Here is an 18,014-nt window from a genome sequence, read left to right as displayed (position 1 = left end):
GGGAGCGTCATGACGAACGACTCCGAATCCCACGACTCCGAATCCCAGCGGGCGGCGGACCTCGGCGACGAGGCCGAGGAAGCCGTCGCCGTCCCGCGCTCGCGGATCCCCGAGCTGCTGCACGCCGCGGTGGCGGCCGTCGGCGGCGTGGAGCGCCCCGGCCAGGCCCGGATGGCCGAGGCCGTCGCCGACGCCGTCGACCACGGTGAGCACCTGCTCGTCCAGGCCGGCACCGGCACCGGCAAGTCCCTGGCCTACCTGGTGCCCTCGCTGGCCCACGGCGACCGCGTGGTGGTCGCCACCGCCACCCTGGCCCTGCAACGCCAGCTGGTGGAGCGGGACTTGCCGCGCACCGTCGAGGCGCTGCACCCGGTGCTGCGCCGCCGCCCGCTGTTCGCGATGCTCAAGGGCCGCTCCAACTACCTGTGCCTGCACCGGGCCAACGAGGGAACCCCGAGCGACGAGGGCGAGGGCCTGTTCGACGCGGTGGACGCGCTCGGCGGGCCCACCGGGAAGCTCGGTAAGGACGTGCTGCGGCTGCGCGAGTGGGCCGACGAGACCGACACCGGGGACCGCGACGACCTCAGCCCCGGCGTCTCCGACAAGGCCTGGGCCCAGCTCTCGGTCACCTCCAAGGAGTGCCTGGGCGCCACCCGCTGCCCGTACGGCCAGGAGTGCTTCGCGGAGAAGGCCCGGGAGCGGGCCAAGCTGGCGGACGTCGTGGTCACCAACCACGCGATGCTCGCGATCGACGCGATCGAGGGCGCGCCGGTGCTGCCCGAGCACGGGCTGCTGATCGTCGACGAGGCGCACGAGCTGGTCAACCGGGTCACCGGAGCGGCCACCGCGGAGCTGACCGTCGGGGCGGTCAACCGGGCCGTGAAGCGGGCCGCGCGGCTGGCCAACGAGAAGGCGGTGGACGCGCTCCAGGCCGCCGCCGAGAACTACCACGGCCTGATGGAGACGGCCCAGCCCGGCCGGGTCGAGGAACTGCCCGAGTACCTGGCGTACGCGGTCACCGCGATCCGGGACGCCTCCCGCCAGGTGATCACCTCGCTGGGCGAGACCAGGGACAAGGGGCTCAGCGACGAGGACGCCGTCCGCAAGCAGGCGATGGCCTCGGCCGAGGCGCTGCACGAGACGGCCGACCGGCTGCTGGAGGACTCCGAGTACGACGTGGTCTGGATCGAGCGCAGCGACCGCTACGGGCTGGGCACCGCCTCGCTGCGGGTCGCCCCGCTGAGCGTCTCCGGGCTGCTGCGCGAGGGGCTGTACAAGGAGCGCTCGGTCGTCCTCACCTCGGCCACGCTCAAGCTCGGCGGGGACTTCAACGGCGTCGCCGCCTCGGTCGGCCTGCCCTCCGAGGCACGGCTGCCGGACGTCCGCACCGCCGGGGACAACCCCGAACCGGGGTTCGGGGAGGACGCCGTCCCGCACTGGCGCGGGATCGACGTCGGCTCGCCGTTCAAGTACCCCAAGCAGGGCATCCTGTACGTCGCCAAGCACCTGGCCGACCCCGGGCGGGACCCGGAACGGCCGGACATGCTGGACGAGTTGGCCGAGCTGATCGGCGCGGCCGGCGGGCGGACGCTGGGCCTGTTCTCCTCGATGCGCGGCGCCCAGACGGCCGCCGAGGCGATGCGCGAGCGGCTGGACCACCGCGTCCTGCTCCAGGGCGAGGACACCCTGGGCGAGCTGATCCGGGAGTTCGCCTCGGACGCGACCACCTGCCTGTTCGGCACGCTCTCGCTCTGGCAGGGCGTGGACGTGCCCGGCTCGGCCTGCCAGCTGGTCGTGATGGACCGGATCCCGTTCCCCCGGCCGGACGACCCGCTGATGAGCGCCCGCCAGAAGGACGTCGAACAGCGCGGCGGGAACGGCTTCATGGCCGTCGCGGCGACGCACGCGGCGCTGCTGATGGCCCAGGGCGCGGGCCGGCTGGTGCGCGCGGCCGACGACCGGGGCGTGGTCGCGGTGCTGGACCCGCGGGTGGAGACCAAGCGGTACGGGGGCTTCTTCCGGTCCTCGATGCCGGAGTTCTGGTACACCACGGACCGCAACCAGGTGCGCCGCTCGCTGGCGGCGATCGATGCCTCGGCGGCGCCGGTGCGACCGGTGGTGAAGCGGGGCTGAGCGGCCCCCGGAAACGCCGGAGGGGCTCCTCGCGGATCGCGATGAGCCCCTCCCCGGTGTGTGCGGCGGCCGGCCGCCGGGGCGCTCAGAGCCGGCGCAGGACCGCGACGACCTTGCCCAGGATGGTCGCGTTGTCGCCGTTGATCGGCTCGTACGCCGGGTTGTGCGGCAGCAGCCAGATCCGGCCGTCCTCGCGCTTGAGCCGCTTGACGGTGGCCTCGCCGTCGATCATCGCGGCCACGATGTCGCCGTTCTCGGCGACCGGCTGGCGGCGCACGGTGACCCAGTCGCCGTCGCAGATGGCCGCCTCGATCATCGAGTCGCCGCGCACGGTGAGCGCGAACAGCTCGCCCTCGCCGACCAGCTGGCGGGGCAGCGGGAAGACGTCCTCGACCGTCTGCTCGGCCAGGATCGGCCCGCCGGCGGCGATCCGGCCGACCAGCGGGACGTAGGAGGTGGACGGGCGGCCGGCCGTCTCGGCGGTGTTCGGACGGGCCACCTCGACGCCGCGGACCTCGTAGGCGCGCGGGCGGTGCGGGTCCCGGCGCAGGAAGCCCTTGCGCTCCAGGGCCATCAGCTGGTGGGCGACCGAGGAGGTGCTGGACAGGCCGACGGCCTGGCCGATCTCGCGCATGGACGGCGGGTAGCCGCGCCGCTGGACGGAATCCCGGATGACCTCGATCACCCGGCGCTGGCGCTCGGTGAGACCCGCCTCGTCGGTGCGGATGCCGGGGGGGCGGCCGGGCATGGCGCGGGCGGGGGAGGGGTGGGCGTCGTCCACGGCGGCGGAGTGTTCGATCGGCTGGTCGGGAACGCGGGGCGCCCCGGAAAGGGCCGCGCCGGGGAGACGGTGGTCTTCGCTACGGTCCATGCTGATGTCCAGACCCTGCTGATTCGTGGTGCGCTGCCCCACCTTGAACTGGGAGTGTTCCTGCACCGGGATGGTGTTGCTTTCGATCGTGTTCACGGCGGCCCCTCTCGACGGCTGTCCTCTCCCCTTTTCCAGCCCAACGCGCCTCCTATCGAAAGGTTGCGCCAAACACACGTTCGAGTGAATTATTCGGGAGTTGACTGACTCGATCAAGGCTTTGTTGTACATCGAGTAAATGTTCGAGCGGAACTCGACCACGGCAGTCTAATCGGCACCGACACGCCAAGGCGCTCACCTCCCCCCGAGGCCTACATGTAGTGGCTACAGTCCTCTCCGTGCCCAGTACTAGTGGTCGCCCCGCATGATCAGCTTGCCGAGGCCGGGGGCGCATCGCATAGACTCAACCGGTCCGAACGTTCTGCCAGGGAGGGATCCCGAGGTGCACTGCCCCTTCTGCCGGCACTCCGACAGCCGCGTTGTCGACAGCCGGACCACCGAGGACGGCAGCTGCATCCGCCGTCGTCGGCAGTGCCCGGACTGCGGCCGCCGCTTCACCACGGTGGAGACGGCCGCGCTGATGGTCATCAAGCGCAGCGGCGTCACCGAGCCGTTCTCCCGGCAGAAGGTCATCACCGGCGTCCGCAAGGCCTGCCAGGGCCGCCCGGTCACCGAGGACGCGCTGGCCCAGCTCGGCCAGCGGGTCGAGGAGTGCGTGCGCGCCAGCGGCAACGCCGAGCTGACCACCCACGACGTGGGGCTGGCCATACTCGGTCCGCTCAAGGAGCTCGACGTGGTCGCGTACCTGCGCTTCGCCTCCGTGTACCAGGCGTACGACGGACTGGAAGACTTCGAGGCCGCCATCGCGGAGCTCCGCGCCGAGCGGCCCCACACCCCCGAGGCGGACGACACCCGCGTGTCCGTCTCCACCGCCGCGCCCTAGGAGGCGCCGGCGCCGGGCCCCGACGGGCCCCTCCGCACCACCACGGCCCCACGGGGCCCACGCGTGCCCGAAAAATGGGCACAGAACACTACAAACCGTGCGTAGGCAGGCGAGGTCTCCGCCTGCCCGCACACCGGAAGAACGAACCAGCAGTGCCCGGACTTTTCGGGGCACTTCGGGCGTTTGCCCAGGAGGAGGAGCGAGAAGTGACAGACACCACGAGCGGTTCCGCACGCGGGTCGAAGTCCGAGAAGGCCGCGGCCAAGGGCGCCAAGGCCCCGAAGGGCGGTCTCCGGATGGAGCGCATCTACACCACTCCTGGCGTGCACCCGTACGACGAGGTCCGCTGGGAGCGGCGTGACGTCGTGATGACCAACTGGCGCGACGGCTCGATCAACTTCGAGCAGCGCGGCGTGGAGTTCCCCGACTTCTGGTCGGTCAACGCCGTCAACATCGTCACGTCCAAGTACTTCCGCGGCGCCGTCGGCACCCCGCAGCGCGAGTGGAGCCTCAAGCAGATCATCGACCGCGTGGTGCTCACCTACCGCGCGGCCGGCGAGAAGCACGGCTACTTCGCCACCAAGGACGACGCCGAGATCTTCGAGCACGAGCTGACCCACGCCCTCCTCCACCAGGTGTTCAGCTTCAACTCGCCGGTCTGGTTCAACGTCGGCACCAAGCAGCCCCAGCAGGTCAGCGCCTGCTTCATCCTGTCCGTCGACGACTCCATGGAGTCGATCCTCGACTGGTACAAGGAAGAGGGCATGATCTTCAAGGGCGGCTCCGGCGCCGGCCTCAACCTCTCCCGGATCCGCTCCTCCAAGGAACTGCTCTCCTCCGGCGGCAACGCCTCCGGCCCGGTCTCCTTCATGCGCGGCGCCGACGCCTCGGCCGGCACCATCAAGTCCGGTGGCGCCACCCGCCGCGCGGCCAAGATGGTCGTGCTCGACGTGGACCACCCGGACGTCGAGGCCTTCATCGAGACCAAGGTGAAGGAGGAGGAGAAGATCCGCGCCCTGCGCGACGCGGGCTTCGACATGGACCTCGGCGGCGACGACATCGCCTCCGTCCAGTACCAGAACGCCAACAACTCGGTCCGCGTCAACGACGAATTCATGACCGCCGTCGAGAACGGCACCGAATTCGGCCTGCGCGCCCGGATGACCGGCGAGGTCATCGAGACCGTCGACGCGAAGAAGCTGTTCCGCAAGATGGCCGAGGCCGCCTGGGCCTGCGCCGACCCGGGTATCCAGTACGACACCACGATCAACCACTGGCACACCTGCCCGGAGTCAGGCCGCATCAACGCGTCCAACCCCTGCTCCGAGTACATGCACCTGGACAACTCCAGCTGCAACCTCGCCTCGCTGAACCTGATGAAGTTCCTGCGCGACGACGACTCGTTCGACGCCGCCACCTTCGCCAAGGTCGTCGAGCTGGTCATCACCGCGATGGACATCTCCATCTGCTTCGCGGACTTCCCCACCGAGAAGATCGGCGAGACCACCCGCGCCTACCGCCAGCTCGGCATCGGCTACGCCAACCTCGGCGCCCTGCTGATGGCCACCGGCCACGCCTACGACAGCGAGGGCGGCCGCGCCCTGGCCGGCGCCATCACCTCGCTGATGACCGGCACCGCCTACCGCCGCGGCGCCGAACTCGCCGGCGTGGTCGGCCCGTACGACGGCTACGCCCGCAACGCGACCGCCCACCGGCAGGTCATGAAGCAGCACGCGGACGCCTCGCTGGACGCCGTCTCGGTCGACGACCTGGACTCCCCGGTCTGGCTGGCCGCCAACAGGACCTGGCAGGACGTGCTGCGCATCGGCGCGGAGAACGGGTTCCGCAACGCCCAGGCCTCGGTGCTCGCCCCGACCGGCACCATCGGCCTGATGATGGACTGCGACACCACCGGTGTCGAGCCCGACCTGGCCCTGGTCAAGTTCAAGAAGCTGGTCGGCGGCGGCTCGATGCAGATCGTCAACGGCACCGTCCCGCGCGCCCTCAAGCGCCTGGGCTACCAGGACGAGCAGATCGAGGCGGTCGTCGCCCACATCGCCGAGCACGGCAACGTGGTGGACGCCCCGGGCCTGAAGTCCGAGCACTACGAGGTGTTCGACTGCGCGATGGGCGAGCGCGTCATCTCGGCCATGGGCCACGTCCGGATGATGGCCGCGATCCAGCCCTGGATCTCCGGCGCCATCTCCAAGACCGTGAACATGCCCGAGTCCGCCACTGTGGAGGAGATCGAGGAGATCTACTTCGAGGCGTGGAAGATGGGCGTCAAGGCGCTCGCCATCTACCGCGACAACTGCAAGGTGGGCCAGCCGCTCTCGGCCAAGAAGAAGGACTCCGAGACCGCCGGGGCCAAGGCCGAGGAGGCCCCGGCCGCCGTGGTCGAGAAGGTCGTCGAGTACCGCCCGGTCCGCAAGCGCCTGCCCAAGGGCCGCCCGGGCATCACCACCTCCTTCACGGTCGGTGGCGCCGAGGGCTACATGACCGCCAACTCCTACCCGGACGACGGTCTGGGCGAGGTCTTCCTGAAGATGTCCAAGCAGGGCTCGACCCTCGCGGGCATGATGGACGCCTTCTCCATCGCCGTCTCCGTCGGCCTCCAGTACGGCGTGCCGCTGGAGACGTACGTCTCGAAGTTCACCAACATGCGCTTCGAGCCGGCCGGTCTGACCGACGACCCGGACGTGCGGATGGCGCAGTCGATCGTCGACTACATCTTCCGCCGCCTGGCGCTCGACTTCCTGCCGTTCGAGACCCGCTCGGCGCTCGGCATCCACTCCGTCGAGGAGCGCCAGCGCCACCTGGAGACGGGCTCGTACGAGCCGTTGGAGGCCGAGGAGGAGCTGGACACCGAGTCGCTCGCCCAGTCCGCCCCCGTCGCGGCCAAGCCCGTCCAGCCGGCCCCGGCCGTGGAGGCGCCCAAGCCGGCCGCGAAGCAGGCCCACAACTCCACGGAGCTGATGGAGATCCAGCTCGGCCTCAACGCCGACGCCCCGCTCTGCTTCTCCTGCGGCACCAAGATGCGCCGCGCCGGCAGCTGCTACCTCTGCGAGGGCTGCGGCTCCACCAGCGGCTGCAGCTGACCGCGCCCGACCCCGGTGGTCGCCTTCTGAGGTGACCCCCTGAAGCGGGGCGAGGACCTTCACGGTCCTCGCCCCGCTTCTTCGTGTTCCCGGGGGTGCCGATGTCACGTCCGGGGGCGGTGTCCGGTCCGTAGGGGGTGACGGGTTCTGCCGAGAAGGAGTGGTGCGTGATGGGGACGGTGCTGGTGACCGGGGCGACGGGGACGCTCGGGCGGGAGGTGGTGCGGCTGCTGGCGGCGCGCGGGGTGGCGGTGCGGGGGCTGAGCCGGCGGGCGCGGGACGCGGGCGACGGGGTCGAGTGGGTGGTCGGGGACCTGGTGAGCGGGGCCGGGATCGCGGAGGCGGTGGCCGGGGTCGACGTGGTGCTGGACTGCGCGACCACGCAGCGGAAGGCGGACCTGGCGGGGGTGCGGACGCTGGTGGCGCGGGCGCGGGAGGCGGGGGTCCGGCACCTGGTGTACGTGTCGATCGTCGGGATCGACCGGGTGCCGCTCGCGTACTACCGGACGAAGCTCGCCTGCGAGCGGGTGGTGCGGGAGTCGGGGCTCGGCTGGACGGTGCTGCGGGCGACGCAGTTCCACGACCTGGTGCTGAAGGTCTTCGACGCCTCGGTGAAGCTGCCGGTCTTCCCGGTGTTCGGCGGGGTGCGGTTCCAGCCGGTGGACGTCCGGGAGGTGGCGGCGGCGGTCGCGGACCTGGTGGGGGAGGAGCCGGCCGGGTTCGCGCCGGAGGTGGGCGGCCCGCGGGTGTGGACGTACCGGGAGCTGGCCGAGGCGTACTTGCGGGCGGCGGGCAGGCGGCGGGTGCTGCTGCCGCTGCGGCTGCCGGGGGCGGTCGGCCGGGGGCTTCGCGCGGGCGGGAACCTGACGCCGGAGCGGGCGGTGGGCACCGGGACCTTCGAGGAGGCGCTGGAGCGGCGGGTCGGCTGAGCCCCGCGACTGTCAACCAGGGTTGACATTCGCCCGGGTGTCAACGAAAGTTGACGGCATGAGCGAGAGCGGAGAACTCGCGGCCGCCGCGAGCAGTCGTGACCCCGCCGTGGGGCTCCGGGCGGTCCGCGCCCTGCGCGATCTGGCCGATCGCCTGGAGTCCCTGCAGGTGGGCAACGCCCGGTCGCAGGGCTGGTCCTGGCAGGACATCGCGGTCTGCCTCGGGGTGACCAGGCAGGCGGTCCACAAGAAGTACGCGAAGCGCGGTACCCGCGGCGACCAGGACGGAGGCTGAGGATGTTCGAGCGTTTCACCCACGCGGCACGGCAGGTGGTGGTCGCGGCGCAGCAGGAGGCGAGGGAGCTGCGGCACGGCCACGTCGGGACGGAGCACCTGCTGCTCGCGGTCCTGGCCCGGACGGACGACCCGGCCGCCGCCGTGCTGACCGGGGCCGGGCTCGACCGGGAGACGGCGCGGCAGGCGGTGCGCCGCCTGTCCGGGGAGGGGGACCGGACCCAGGCACTGGCCTCGATCGGGGTCGACCTGGACGCGGTGCGGGAGGCGGTCGAGTCGGTCTTCGGCGAGGGCGCGCTGGACGCCCCGCCGGAGGAGGAGTCGAAGCGCCGGGGCTGGTTCCGCTCCGGCGGCGGCAAGGGCGGGCGCGTCCCGTTCACGGCCCGGGCGAAGAAGGTGCTGGAGCTGTCCCTGCGCGAGTCGCTGCGGCTGAAGTCCGGGGAGATCGCGGTGGGCCACCTGCTGCTCGGGGTGCTCCGCGAGGGGGAGGGCCTCGGGGCCCGGGTGATCGCCGACCACGGGCTGGACTTCCGGGCCGTACGGCGGGCGGTGGAGGTGGAACTGGCCTGAGTCCCGGCGCCCGTCGGGCCCGCGGTGGGGCGTCGTCGTCGGCGCCGAGCGGTGCGGATGGAGCGAAAGCAGGAGATTGGCCGTCAACTGGCCGCTTGAGGCCTATGTCTGAATCGATATGATCGGCCGAAAGCGTGAACCGATCAGACGCCCGGAGACGTTTCGTCACGTCTCCGGGCGGTCTGGTATGCGCCCGACCAGCTGTCGGCGGCCGCTACCGTCGCCGACCCGCCGCCCGCGCCGCCGCCCGCCGACGTTGCCGAGGACCGCACCGATGAGAGAAGCCACCAGCCCCGACGGCCGATCGCGCCGACGGCCCGCGCCGCGCACCGTCGCCCTGACCGCGGCCGCCGTGCTGCTGGCGCTGGTCGCCGCGCCGGTCGGCATCGTCCGGGCGTTCGGCGCGCACCAGCCGCTCACCGCCCTCGCGGTGGGCGCCGTCACGGTGCTCTGGCTGATCGCCGTCGGCCTCGCGGCGACCGGCGTCGAGCGCACCCGCGCACTGACCGAGGACCTGGCCGCGCAGCACGAGGAGACCCGGGCCGCGCTGGTCGCCGCGGGCACGGCCCGGCAGGCCGAGACGGCCGCCGCCGACCGCACCGGTGCCGCGCTCGCCGAGCGGGACGCCGCCCGGGCCGAGCGGGCCCGCGCCGAGGCGGACGTCACCGCCGCGCACGCCGAACTGGCCCGGCTGCGGGCCGAACTCGACGCCGAGCGGGCCGGGGCGGAGAGCGAGCGGACCCGGGCCGAGGCCGAGCGCGCCGAGCTGGCCGGGATCGCCGAGGGCGTGCTGCCCGCGGTGGTGGCGAAGCTGCGGGCCGGCGCGGCCGTGGACAGCGCGCTGGCCGCCCACCGCAAGCACCCCCAGTACGCGCTGCTGCGGGCCGTCGGCGAGGAGATCGGCCGCGGCGAGCGGCTGCGGGCCGCCGCGCTCGCGGTCTGCGCGACCGCCGCCGGCCGGGTCCAGGCGCTGGCCACGAGCATGCACGCCGAACTGCGCGAGATGCAGCACCGGCACGACGAGGAGGTCCTCGGCGACCTGCTGAGCCTGGACCACTCGACCGCCCAGGCGGGCCGGATGGCCGACAGCATCGCGGTGCTCACCGGCGCCCGCTCGGGCCGCCGCTGGGCCAAGCCGATCGCGGTGGAGTCGGTGCTGCGCGGCGCGCTCGGCCGGATCGGCGCCTACCAGCGGGTGCGGCTGCACAACGCCAGCACCGCCGCGGTCGCCGGGTACGCGGCCGAGGGCGTGATGCACGCGCTGGCCGAACTGCTGGACAACGCCACCAACTTCTCCGCTCCGCCGGCCGAGGTGCACGTCTACGTCGAGGAGGTGCCGGCCGGCCTGGCGGTCACCGTCGAGGACAGCGGGCTGGGCCTGAGCGAGAGCTGGCTGCGCCGGGCCGAGCGGGCCGTCTCCGCCGAGCCGCTGGACCTCACCACGCTCTCCGCCGGTACCCGGCTGGGGCTGGCGGTGGTCGGCGTGCTGGCGCGCAAGCACGGGCTGCAGATCTCCTTCCGGCCGTCGGCGCGCGGTGGCACCGGGGTGGTGATGCTGATCCCGCAGCAGCTGGTCACCCACGCACCGGCCGCCACCTCGGCGCCCGTCCAGGCGTCCGTCCCGGCGCAGGCGCCGCCGCCGGAGGCCGCGCGCCCCGCGCTCACCTCGGCGCGTCCCGCGCCCGCCTCGCTGCCTCCGGCGCTCGCCGCGCCGCGGACCCCCGTCGGGCAGCGGACCTCCGAGGATCAGCGGACCGCCGCGGGGACGCAGACCGTCACCGGGACGCCGTCCGCGCCCGCGCCCGCCCGGATGACCGACAGCGGCCTGCCGCAGCGCCGCCGGGGGCAGACGCTGACCGCCAACGCGCCCGCGGCGGACCGGACCGCGAAGCCCGTCCGTGGCGACGCGGCGAGCGCGGCCGCCCGCTTCGGCGCGTTCCGCCGGGCCGCCGCCCTGCCCGCGGCGGCCGCGCAGCCCCCCGCCGGGGCACCGACCACGGACCCCGCCGGGGCGCCGGCCGCGGATCCCGACACCATGCCCGACGCTTCCCCCGTCACCGAGAAGGACACCTGATGAGCAGTGCCACCGACCGTGACCTCGACTGGCTGTTGGAGAACCTGCTGGCGGCGACCCCCGGCACCCGGCACGCCCTGGTCCTCTCCGCCGACGGCCTCAAGCTCTGCCACACCGCCGGACTGAGCACCGACCAGGCCGACCAGCTGGCCGCCATCGCCTCCGGCCTCCAGAGCCTGGCGCACGGCGCCTCGATCGAGTTCGGCGACGGCAGCGGCGGCGTGCGGCAGTCGATGACCGAGTTCCACGGCGGCATCCTGTGCATCGTGGCGGCCGGCGAGGGCGCGCACCTGGCGGTCGTCACGGACGACGAGGCGGACGTCGGCGTGGTCGGCCACAACATGCACGGCCTGATCGAGCAGATCGGGGTCCACCTCAGCGCGCCCGCCCGGGACGCGGAAGGCGAGGCCGCTCAAGAGAGCGCGACCACATGAGCGGGACGCCGCCGCTGCCGGGCCGTGACGACGACCCGGACCGCCTCTACACCATCACCCGGGGCCGCAGCCGTGCTCCGGAGAACGCCTTCGACCTGGTCACCCTGATCGTCGCCGAGCGGGAGCCGGCGCCCGGGATGCAGTCGGAGCACGCCCGGATCCTGCGGATGTGCGAGGCCCCGACTGCCGTCGTGGAGGTGGCGGCGGAGCTGGCACTGCCCGTCTCGGTGGTGAAGATCCTGCTCGGCGACCTGCTGGAGTCCGGGGCGGTCACCGCCCGCCACCCCCGGTTCGCGCCGAACAAGGCCAGGCTGCCCGACCTCGACACGCTGAAGCAGGTGCTGCATGGCCTCCAACAGCTCTGACCTCCGGCCCGCCGGCGCGCGCACCCCGCTGCGGGCGACCGCCGACAACGCGCTGAAGATCGTCGTGGTCGGCGGCTTCGGCGTGGGCAAGACCACCCTGGTCGGCTCGGTCAGCGAGATCCGCCCGCTGAACACCGAAGAGGTGATGACCAGGGCGGGCGAGGGCATCGACCCGGCCGGCACCTGGGGCAAGCGCTCCACCACGGTCGCCTTCGACTTCGGCCGGATCACCCTCTCCGCGCGCCAGGTGCTGTACCTGTTCGGCGCGCCCGGGCAGGAGCGCTTCTGGTTCCTCTGGGACCGGCTGTTCAGCGGCGCCCTGGGCGCGGTCGTCCTGGTCGACACCCGGCGGCTGGAGGAGTCCTGGTACGCGATCGACCGGCTGGAGCACCACGGCACGCCGTTCATCGTGGCCCGCAACAACTTCGGCGAGCCCAACCACACCCTGGAGCAGGTCCGCGAGGCGCTGGACCTGCCGGCCGAGGTGCCGCTGGTGGACTGCGACGCGCGTGACCGGGAGTCCGGCAAGCGGGTGCTGATCGCCCTGGTCCACCACCTGGCCGCCCTGGCCGGGGCCGACGAGGCCGCCCTGAGCGACGGGCTCGTTCCGACCGACGGGCTCGTCCCGACCGACGGCGGTGTCCTGGCCGGAGCGGCCGCCCCGGCCGAGGAGCCCGCCCCGGCCCGCACCGCGACCTACGAGGAGAGCACTCCGTGACCGAGCCCGCCGCCACCCCGCCCCCGGGCTGCCCGGCGCACGCCGGCGCCACGCCGCTGTACGGGCCGCGCTTCCAGACCGACCCGTCCCAGCTCTACCGGGAGCTGCGCGCCGCGCACGGCCCGGTCGCCCCGGTCGAGCTGGCCGGCGGCGTGCCCGCCTGGCTGGTCATCGGCTACCGCGAGCTCCAGCAGGTGACCGGCCAGCCGCAGCTGTTCGGCCGCGACTCCAGCCGCTGGCACGCCTGGGCGACGCTGCCCGCGGACTGGCCGCTGAAGCCGATGATGGCGCCCGTCCCCTCGATCCTCTACGCCGAGGGCGAGGAGCACGTCCGGCGCTCGCGCGCGGTCACCGACGCGCTGGCCGGGATCGACCCGTACGAGCTGCGCAAGCACGCCGAGGAGATCGCCGACCGGCTGATCGACGGGTTCGCCGGGCGCGGCGAGGCCGACCTGGTCGCCGAGTACGCGCACCGGATGCCGCTGCTGGTGCTGTGCCGGGTGCTCGGCCTGGACGAGGAACAGGCGCCGCAGCTGATCGCGGCGCTGCTGGCGATGCTGGACGGTGGTCCGGACGCGCCGGCCGGTGCCCAGCGGCTGCTGGAGCTGATGCTCGCGCTGGTCGAGGAGAAGGCCGAGTACCCGGGCGCCGACGTCGCCTCGCGGATGCTGGCGCACCCGGCCGGGCTGACCCACGACGAGGTGATGCGCGACCTGCGGGTGCTGCTGATCGCCGGTCACCAGCCGAGCTCGTACTGGATCTCCAACGCGCTGCGGCTGATGCTCACCGACGAGCGGTTCGCCGCTTCGCTGGCCGGCGGTCGGCGCAGCATCAGCCAGGCGCTGAACGAGGCGCTCTGGGAGGACACCCCGACCCAGATCTTCGCCGGCCGCTGGGCGGTCCGCGACACCCAGCTGGGCGGCCAGCGGATCGGCGAGGGCGACCTGGTGCTGCTCGGCTTCGCCGGGGCCAACGCCGACCCAGCGGTCCGGCAGGCGGACGGCCGGCCGGCGGAGGGGAACCGGGCGCACATGAGCTACTCGTACGGCGAGCACGGCTGCCCGTTCCCGGCCCAGGAGGCGGCCGAGGTGATCGCCACCACCGCGATCGAGGTGCTGCTCGACCGGCTGCCGGACCTGCGGCTGGCGGTGGCCGAGCACGCGCTGGTGTGGCGGCCGTCGGCCTGGGTGCGCGGGCTGGTGGCGCTGCCGGTCTCGTTCACCCCGGGCCACCCGGCCTGATCCGCCGACGCCCGGCCCGACCCACCAACGCCCGTCGTTCGAAAGAGAGTTGTCGATGACCGCTGCCCCGGCCCGAATCGTCCTCGACCCGCTGGCCCGCGACAACGCGGCCGAGGGCGCGCTGCTGCGGGCCGCCGGTCCGGTGGTGCCGGTCGAGCTGCCCGGCGGGGTCGCCGCCTGGGCGGTGACCCGGCATGCCGCCGCACGCGACCTGTTGACGGACGCCCGGCTGGTGAAGGACGCCGCGCACTGGGCGGCCTACCAGCGCGGCGAGGTGTCGAGGACCTGGCCGCTGATCGGCCTGGCGGTGCCCGGCCCGAGCATGGTGACCACCGACGGCGCCGAGCACCGCCGGCTGCGGGCGCTGGTCGCGCAGGCCTTCACCCCGCGCCGGGTGGAGCTGATGCGTCCGCGCGTCGAGGAGATCACCCACGCGCTGCTGGACGGCCTGGCGGCGGGCGAGCCGGTGGTCGACCTCAAGACCGCCTTCGCCTTCCCGCTGCCGATGACGGTGATCTGCTCGCTGCTGGGCGTGCCGGAGTCGGACCACGGCCTGCTGCGCGACCTGTACGAGCGGTTCTTCGGGACCAAGCCGAACCCGGAGGGCATCCAGGCGACCGTCGCCGGACTGAACGCCTTCGTCAACGGCCTGGTCGCGCAGCGCCGTTCGGCGCCCGGCGAGGACCTGGCGAGCGTGCTGCTGGCGGCCGAGGCCGAGGGCGGGGCGCTGACCGACGCGGAGGCGGCGGCCACCCTGCGGGTGATCATCGCGGCCGGCCACGAGACCACGGTGAACCTGATCGGCAACGCGGTGCGGGCCCTGCTTGCCCACCCGGACCAGCTGGAGCTGGTGCGCTCGGGCCAGGTGTCCTGGGACGCGGTGGTGGAGGAGTCGCTCCGCTGGACGCCGCCGACCAGCAACTTCCTGTTCCGCTTCACCGCCGAGCCGGTCCCGGTCGGCGAGGTGGTGGTCCCGGCCGGCGAGGCGGTGCTGGTGTCGTACAACGCGATCGGCCGCGACCCGCTCCAGCACGGGGTGACGGCCGAGGTCTTCGACATCACCCGGGACCCGACCCGCCACCTGTCCTTCGGCCACGGCCCGCACGTCTGCCCGGGCTCCCCGCTGGCCCGGCTGGAGGCGGGGATCGCGCTGCCCGCGCTGTTCGAGCGCTTCCCGGGGCTGTCGCTCGCGGTGCCGGACGGCGAGCTGCGGCCGAGCCCCTCGCTGGTGGTTAACAGTCTGCTGGAGCTGCCGATCCGGCTGTACTGACGACCCGTCATACCACTGGGCCCCGGCCGGGTTTCCGGTCGGGGCCTTCGACTTCTGGCGATGGCGTTCCGGGAAGTGCCTGGTCGCGGGTCACGGTCAGGACACCGGCTTGTGAAGGTCGAACATGGACCTTGGCGAGGGGCGGCGGCTGCGTTAACGTCTTCGATCAGTCCGGCCGCCGTTCGTTCGTGATCCCGTCCGCGATCCCCCTGCAGGCCCATCTCCGGTACAGCGCAATGTCGTTCAGCCCAACGTCGGCAGCACGCCTTGGCGAGGAGAACCGCATTGACCCTCAACCCGACCGCGCCGCACCAGAGGTCCCGCCGCCGTCTGGCCGCCGTGCCCGCCCTGCTGGCGGCGCTGGCCCTGACCGCGGCCTGCTCCAACAGCTCCGGCGGATCGGGCGGCGGAGGCGGATCGGCCGCGTCGCTGTCCGGTGAATGCGCCGGGTTCCAGCCGTACGCCGGGCATTCCGGTACCACCGTGACGATGTTCGCCTCGATCCTGAACCCGGAGTCGGACAACCTGGAGAAGTCCTGGGCCGAGTTCAGCAAGTGCACCGGGATCAGGATCAGCTACGAGGGGTCGAACGACTTCGAGTCGCAGCTGCCGGTCCGGGTCTCCGGCGGCAACGCCCCGGACTTCGCGATCATCCCGCAGCCGGGCCTGCTGGCGCAGATGGTGAAGAGCGGCAAGGTGGTGAAACCGCCCGCCCAGACCGTCGCCAACCAGGACCGGTGGAGCCCGATCTGGAAGACCTACGGGTCGGTCAACGGCACCTTCTACGCGGCCCCGATGAGCGCCAACATGAAGTCCCTGGTGTGGTACTCGCCGAAGGCCTTCAAGGCGGCCGGCTACGAGGTGCCCAAGACCTGGGCGGACCTGATGGCGCTCAGCGACAGGATCGCCAAGGCGGGCGGCGCCAAGCCGTGGTGCGGCGGAATCGCCTCCGGGACGGCCACCGGCTGGCCGGCCACCGACTGGCTGGAGGAGGTGGTGCTGGGATCGTACGGCGGCGAGGTGTACGACCAGTGGGTCGGCCACCAGGTGAAGTTCTCCGACCAGAGGATCACCACCGCGATGAAGACGGTCGCCGACTGGATGCAGAACCCGGCCTGGGTCAACGCGGGCTTCGGCGACGTGAAGTCCATCGCCACCACCACCTTCCAGGAGGCGGGCACGCCGATCCTGAGCGGCAAGTGCCAGTTGCTCCAGCAGGCCTCGTTCTACGAGGCGCAGTGGCCCAAGGGCACCAAGGTCGGCCCGGACGGGGACGTCTTCGCCTTCCGCCTGCCCGCCGTCAACCCGTCGATCGCCAACCCGGTCGAGGGCGGCGGCGAGTTCCTGGCGGCCTTCTCCAGCCGGCCCGAGGTGCAGGCGGTGCAGAACTACCTGTCCAGCTCGGACTGGGCGAGCAGCCGGGTGAGGACCGCGAGCGGCTGGGTCTCGGCCAACCAGGGCGTGGACAAGAGCCTCTACACCGACCCGATCGACAAGCTGTCGGCCGAGGCCCTGACCGACCCGGCGGCGACCTTCCGCTTCGACGGCTCCGACCTGATGCCCGCCGCCGTGGGCGCCGGGCAGGAGTGGAAGTCGCTGACCGCCTGGTTCGCGGAGGGGCAGTCGATCCAGAAGACCGCCGCCGACATCGACGCCGCCTGGCCGCAGTAGCCGACGCGCCGGGCGCGGACCGGTCGAGGCGCCGGGCCGCTTCCGAGGCGTCGGGCCGAACCGGTCGAGACCCCGGGCCGGACCAGCCGAGGCGTCGGGCCGTCTCGGACCCGCCGGGCCGCTTCCGGTGCGTCACAGGACCACCTGTCGAGGGCGGTGCGGGGCCACCCACCCGCACCGCCCACCCCCTTCCCACCACGACCGAAGGGACGCGCAGCCGTGCCCGTACCCGGATTCCCTTCACCCGCCCTCCCCCCGCTCACCCTGCCCTCGCCCGCCCTTCCCGCCCCCGTCGTCGAGTCGGCCGCCGACGGGCTGGCCACCGAGCGGCTCGCGGCCGGCGCCTGGACCGACGCGGCGGTCAAGTTCGGCAACACCTTCGGGGCCGTCGCGGGCTTCCTGGGCATCCTGCTGGTGGTCCTCCTGGTCGCCGGCCGGGCCCGGGGCCGGCTGGCCCGCCCGCTGGCGGTCGCGGTCTTCCTCGGCCCGGCGGTGCTGCTGCTGGCCGTCGGCCTGGTCGTACCGCTGATCCGCACGGTCTACCTCAGCCTCCAGAACGACGACGGCACCCGGTTCGTCGGCGGGGAGAACTTCGGCTGGGCCTTCACCTCCGACTCGGTCCAGAAGGTCCTGGTCAACACGCTGCTCTGGCTGGTGGTCGCGCCGCTGGTGGCGACCGGGCTGGGGCTGGTGCTGGCGCTGCTGGTGGACCGGATGCGCGGCCAGTCGGTGTTCAAGTCGCTGATCTTCATGCCGATGGCGATCTCGCTGGTCGGCGCGTCGATCATCTTCAAGTTCGTCTACGAGTCGCGCGGGCCCGGCCAGCCGCAGATCGGCCTGCTCAGCCAGCTCGCCGTCGCGGTGGGCTGGGACGATCCGCCGAACTGGCTGCTCTCGCAGCCGCTGAACACCTTCCTGCTGATGGCGGTGATGGTCTGGGTGCAGACCGGCTTCGCGATGGTGGTGCTGTCGGCGGCGATCAAGGCGATCCCGGACGAGGTCGTGGAGGCGGCCCGGCTGGACGGCGCGAGCGGGGTGCGGCTGTTCTGGTACGTCACCGTGCCGATGATCCGCTCCACGGTGATGGTCGTGCTGACCACCGTCATGATCATCACCCTGAAGGCCTTCGACATCGTCCGCACCATGACCGGCGGCAACTTCGGCACCCAGGTGCTGGCCAACGAGATGTACTCGCAGTCCTTCGTGCAGTTCAACTCCGGCCGGGGCAGCGCCCTCGCGGTGCTGCTCTTCCTCGCGGTGCTGCCGCTGGTGGCCTACAACATCGTCCAGCTGCGGAAGGAGCGTGAGGTCCGGTGACCGGGACGGGGGGCCGGGAGCGGCCGGTGGAGCCGACGGGGCCGGCGGGGCCGGCGCGGGTGCGGCGCGTGCGGTCGGCTCGGCAGGTG

15 protein-coding genes are annotated in these 18,014 nt (G+C 72.9%); 14 read left to right on the top strand and 1 reads right to left on the bottom strand.

Annotated features, from left to right (window positions below):
* Positions 1-9: 9 nt before the first annotated feature.
* Complete coding sequence (locus ACIQI7_RS31445) at positions 10-2,133, top strand: ATP-dependent DNA helicase (RefSeq protein WP_401116669.1); 2,124 nt, start codon at positions 10-12, stop codon at positions 2,131-2,133.
* 85 nt (positions 2,134-2,218) lie between these two features.
* On the opposite strand, the gene lexA is transcribed toward ACIQI7_RS31445, so the two are convergent.
* Positions 2,219-3,100, bottom strand: coding sequence for a transcriptional repressor LexA (lexA, locus tag ACIQI7_RS31440; RefSeq protein WP_387759486.1), 882 nt, complete (start codon positions 3,098-3,100; stop codon positions 2,219-2,221).
* 343 nt (positions 3,101-3,443) lie between these two features.
* Between lexA and nrdR the strand changes: the two genes are divergently transcribed.
* From nrdR to ACIQI7_RS31375, 13 genes are all read left to right on the top strand, one after another.
* Positions 3,444-3,944 carry a transcriptional regulator NrdR gene (gene nrdR, locus ACIQI7_RS31435; RefSeq protein WP_387759488.1) on the top strand — a complete coding sequence of 167 codons (501 nt, stop codon included), beginning with the start codon at positions 3,444-3,446 and terminating at the stop codon, positions 3,942-3,944.
* A 206-nt stretch (positions 3,945-4,150) separates the two neighbouring features.
* Positions 4,151-7,042, top strand: coding sequence for a vitamin B12-dependent ribonucleotide reductase (locus tag ACIQI7_RS31430; RefSeq protein ID WP_401116666.1), 2,892 nt, complete (start codon positions 4,151-4,153; stop codon positions 7,040-7,042).
* Between the two features lie 170 nt (positions 7,043-7,212).
* Positions 7,213-7,971, top strand: a complete 759-nt coding sequence (locus ACIQI7_RS31425) for an SDR family oxidoreductase (protein WP_401116828.1) — start codon at positions 7,213-7,215, stop codon at positions 7,969-7,971.
* A 58-nt stretch (positions 7,972-8,029) separates the two neighbouring features.
* On the top strand, positions 8,030-8,266 hold the full coding sequence (locus ACIQI7_RS31420; RefSeq protein WP_387759491.1) for an RNA polymerase subunit sigma-70: 237 nt from the start codon (positions 8,030-8,032) through the stop codon (positions 8,264-8,266).
* Between the two features lie 2 nt (positions 8,267-8,268).
* Positions 8,269-8,835, top strand: coding sequence for a Clp protease N-terminal domain-containing protein (locus tag ACIQI7_RS31415; RefSeq protein WP_401116663.1), 567 nt, complete (start codon positions 8,269-8,271; stop codon positions 8,833-8,835).
* 274 nt (positions 8,836-9,109) lie between these two features.
* Positions 9,110-10,909 carry a sensor histidine kinase gene (locus ACIQI7_RS31410; protein WP_401116661.1) on the top strand — a complete coding sequence of 600 codons (1,800 nt, stop codon included), beginning with the start codon at positions 9,110-9,112 and terminating at the stop codon, positions 10,907-10,909.
* Positions 10,909-11,343: a roadblock/LC7 domain-containing protein gene (locus tag ACIQI7_RS31405; RefSeq protein WP_401116659.1), complete on the top strand. Its 435-nt coding sequence runs from the start codon at positions 10,909-10,911 to the stop codon at positions 11,341-11,343. The genes ACIQI7_RS31410 and ACIQI7_RS31405 overlap by 1 nt, the downstream gene beginning before the upstream one ends.
* Entirely contained in the window at positions 11,340-11,708 is a 369-nt protein-coding gene (locus tag ACIQI7_RS31400; protein ID WP_401116657.1) for a DUF742 domain-containing protein, read from the top strand. Before ACIQI7_RS31405 ends, ACIQI7_RS31400 begins: the two co-directional genes overlap by 4 nt.
* The gene (locus ACIQI7_RS31395; RefSeq protein WP_401116655.1) at positions 11,689-12,426 is read left to right on the top strand and encodes a GTP-binding protein; all 738 of its coding nucleotides are present in this window, start codon (positions 11,689-11,691) and stop codon (positions 12,424-12,426) included. Before ACIQI7_RS31400 ends, ACIQI7_RS31395 begins: the two co-directional genes overlap by 20 nt.
* Positions 12,423-13,667 carry a cytochrome P450 gene (locus ACIQI7_RS31390; RefSeq protein WP_401116653.1) on the top strand — a complete coding sequence of 415 codons (1,245 nt, stop codon included), beginning with the start codon at positions 12,423-12,425 and terminating at the stop codon, positions 13,665-13,667. The genes ACIQI7_RS31395 and ACIQI7_RS31390 overlap by 4 nt, the downstream gene beginning before the upstream one ends.
* Positions 13,668-13,722: 55 nt before the next feature.
* Positions 13,723-14,937 carry a cytochrome P450 gene (locus ACIQI7_RS31385; RefSeq protein ID WP_401116651.1) on the top strand — a complete coding sequence of 405 codons (1,215 nt, stop codon included), beginning with the start codon at positions 13,723-13,725 and terminating at the stop codon, positions 14,935-14,937.
* Positions 14,938-15,222: 285 nt separating this feature from the next.
* Complete coding sequence (locus ACIQI7_RS31380) at positions 15,223-16,608, top strand: ABC transporter substrate-binding protein (protein WP_387759507.1); 1,386 nt, start codon at positions 15,223-15,225, stop codon at positions 16,606-16,608.
* 219 nt (positions 16,609-16,827) lie between these two features.
* Positions 16,828-17,925, top strand: a complete 1,098-nt coding sequence (locus ACIQI7_RS31375) for a carbohydrate ABC transporter permease (RefSeq protein ID WP_401116648.1) — start codon at positions 16,828-16,830, stop codon at positions 17,923-17,925.
* Positions 17,926-18,014 lie beyond the last annotated feature (89 nt).

The organism is Kitasatospora sp. NPDC092039, from assembly GCF_044756065.1.
In the GTDB taxonomy this organism is placed as follows: Bacteria; Actinomycetota; Actinomycetes; order Streptomycetales; family Streptomycetaceae; genus Kitasatospora.
Note: the sequence above shows the minus strand (reverse complement) of the source record. Positions and strands in the feature narration are given on the sequence as shown.

What these genes read in the sequence shown, in the direction of transcription:
- ACIQI7_RS31445 (WP_401116669.1), top strand. Translation starts at nt 10, where the DNA reads ATGACGAACGACTCCGAATCCCACGACTCCGAATCCCAGCGGGCGGCG.
- ACIQI7_RS31425 (WP_401116828.1), top strand. Translation starts at nt 7,213, where the DNA reads ATGGGGACGGTGCTGGTGACCGGGGCGACGGGGACGCTCGGGCGGGAG.
- ACIQI7_RS31420 (WP_387759491.1), top strand. Translation starts at nt 8,030, where the DNA reads ATGAGCGAGAGCGGAGAACTCGCGGCCGCCGCGAGCAGTCGTGACCCC.
- ACIQI7_RS31415 (WP_401116663.1), top strand. Translation starts at nt 8,269, where the DNA reads ATGTTCGAGCGTTTCACCCACGCGGCACGGCAGGTGGTGGTCGCGGCG.
- ACIQI7_RS31410 (WP_401116661.1), top strand. Translation starts at nt 9,110, where the DNA reads ATGAGAGAAGCCACCAGCCCCGACGGCCGATCGCGCCGACGGCCCGCG.
- ACIQI7_RS31405 (WP_401116659.1), top strand. Translation starts at nt 10,909, where the DNA reads ATGAGCAGTGCCACCGACCGTGACCTCGACTGGCTGTTGGAGAACCTG.
- ACIQI7_RS31400 (WP_401116657.1), top strand. Translation starts at nt 11,340, where the DNA reads ATGAGCGGGACGCCGCCGCTGCCGGGCCGTGACGACGACCCGGACCGC.
- ACIQI7_RS31395 (WP_401116655.1), top strand. Translation starts at nt 11,689, where the DNA reads ATGGCCTCCAACAGCTCTGACCTCCGGCCCGCCGGCGCGCGCACCCCG.
- ACIQI7_RS31385 (WP_401116651.1), top strand. Translation starts at nt 13,723, where the DNA reads ATGACCGCTGCCCCGGCCCGAATCGTCCTCGACCCGCTGGCCCGCGAC.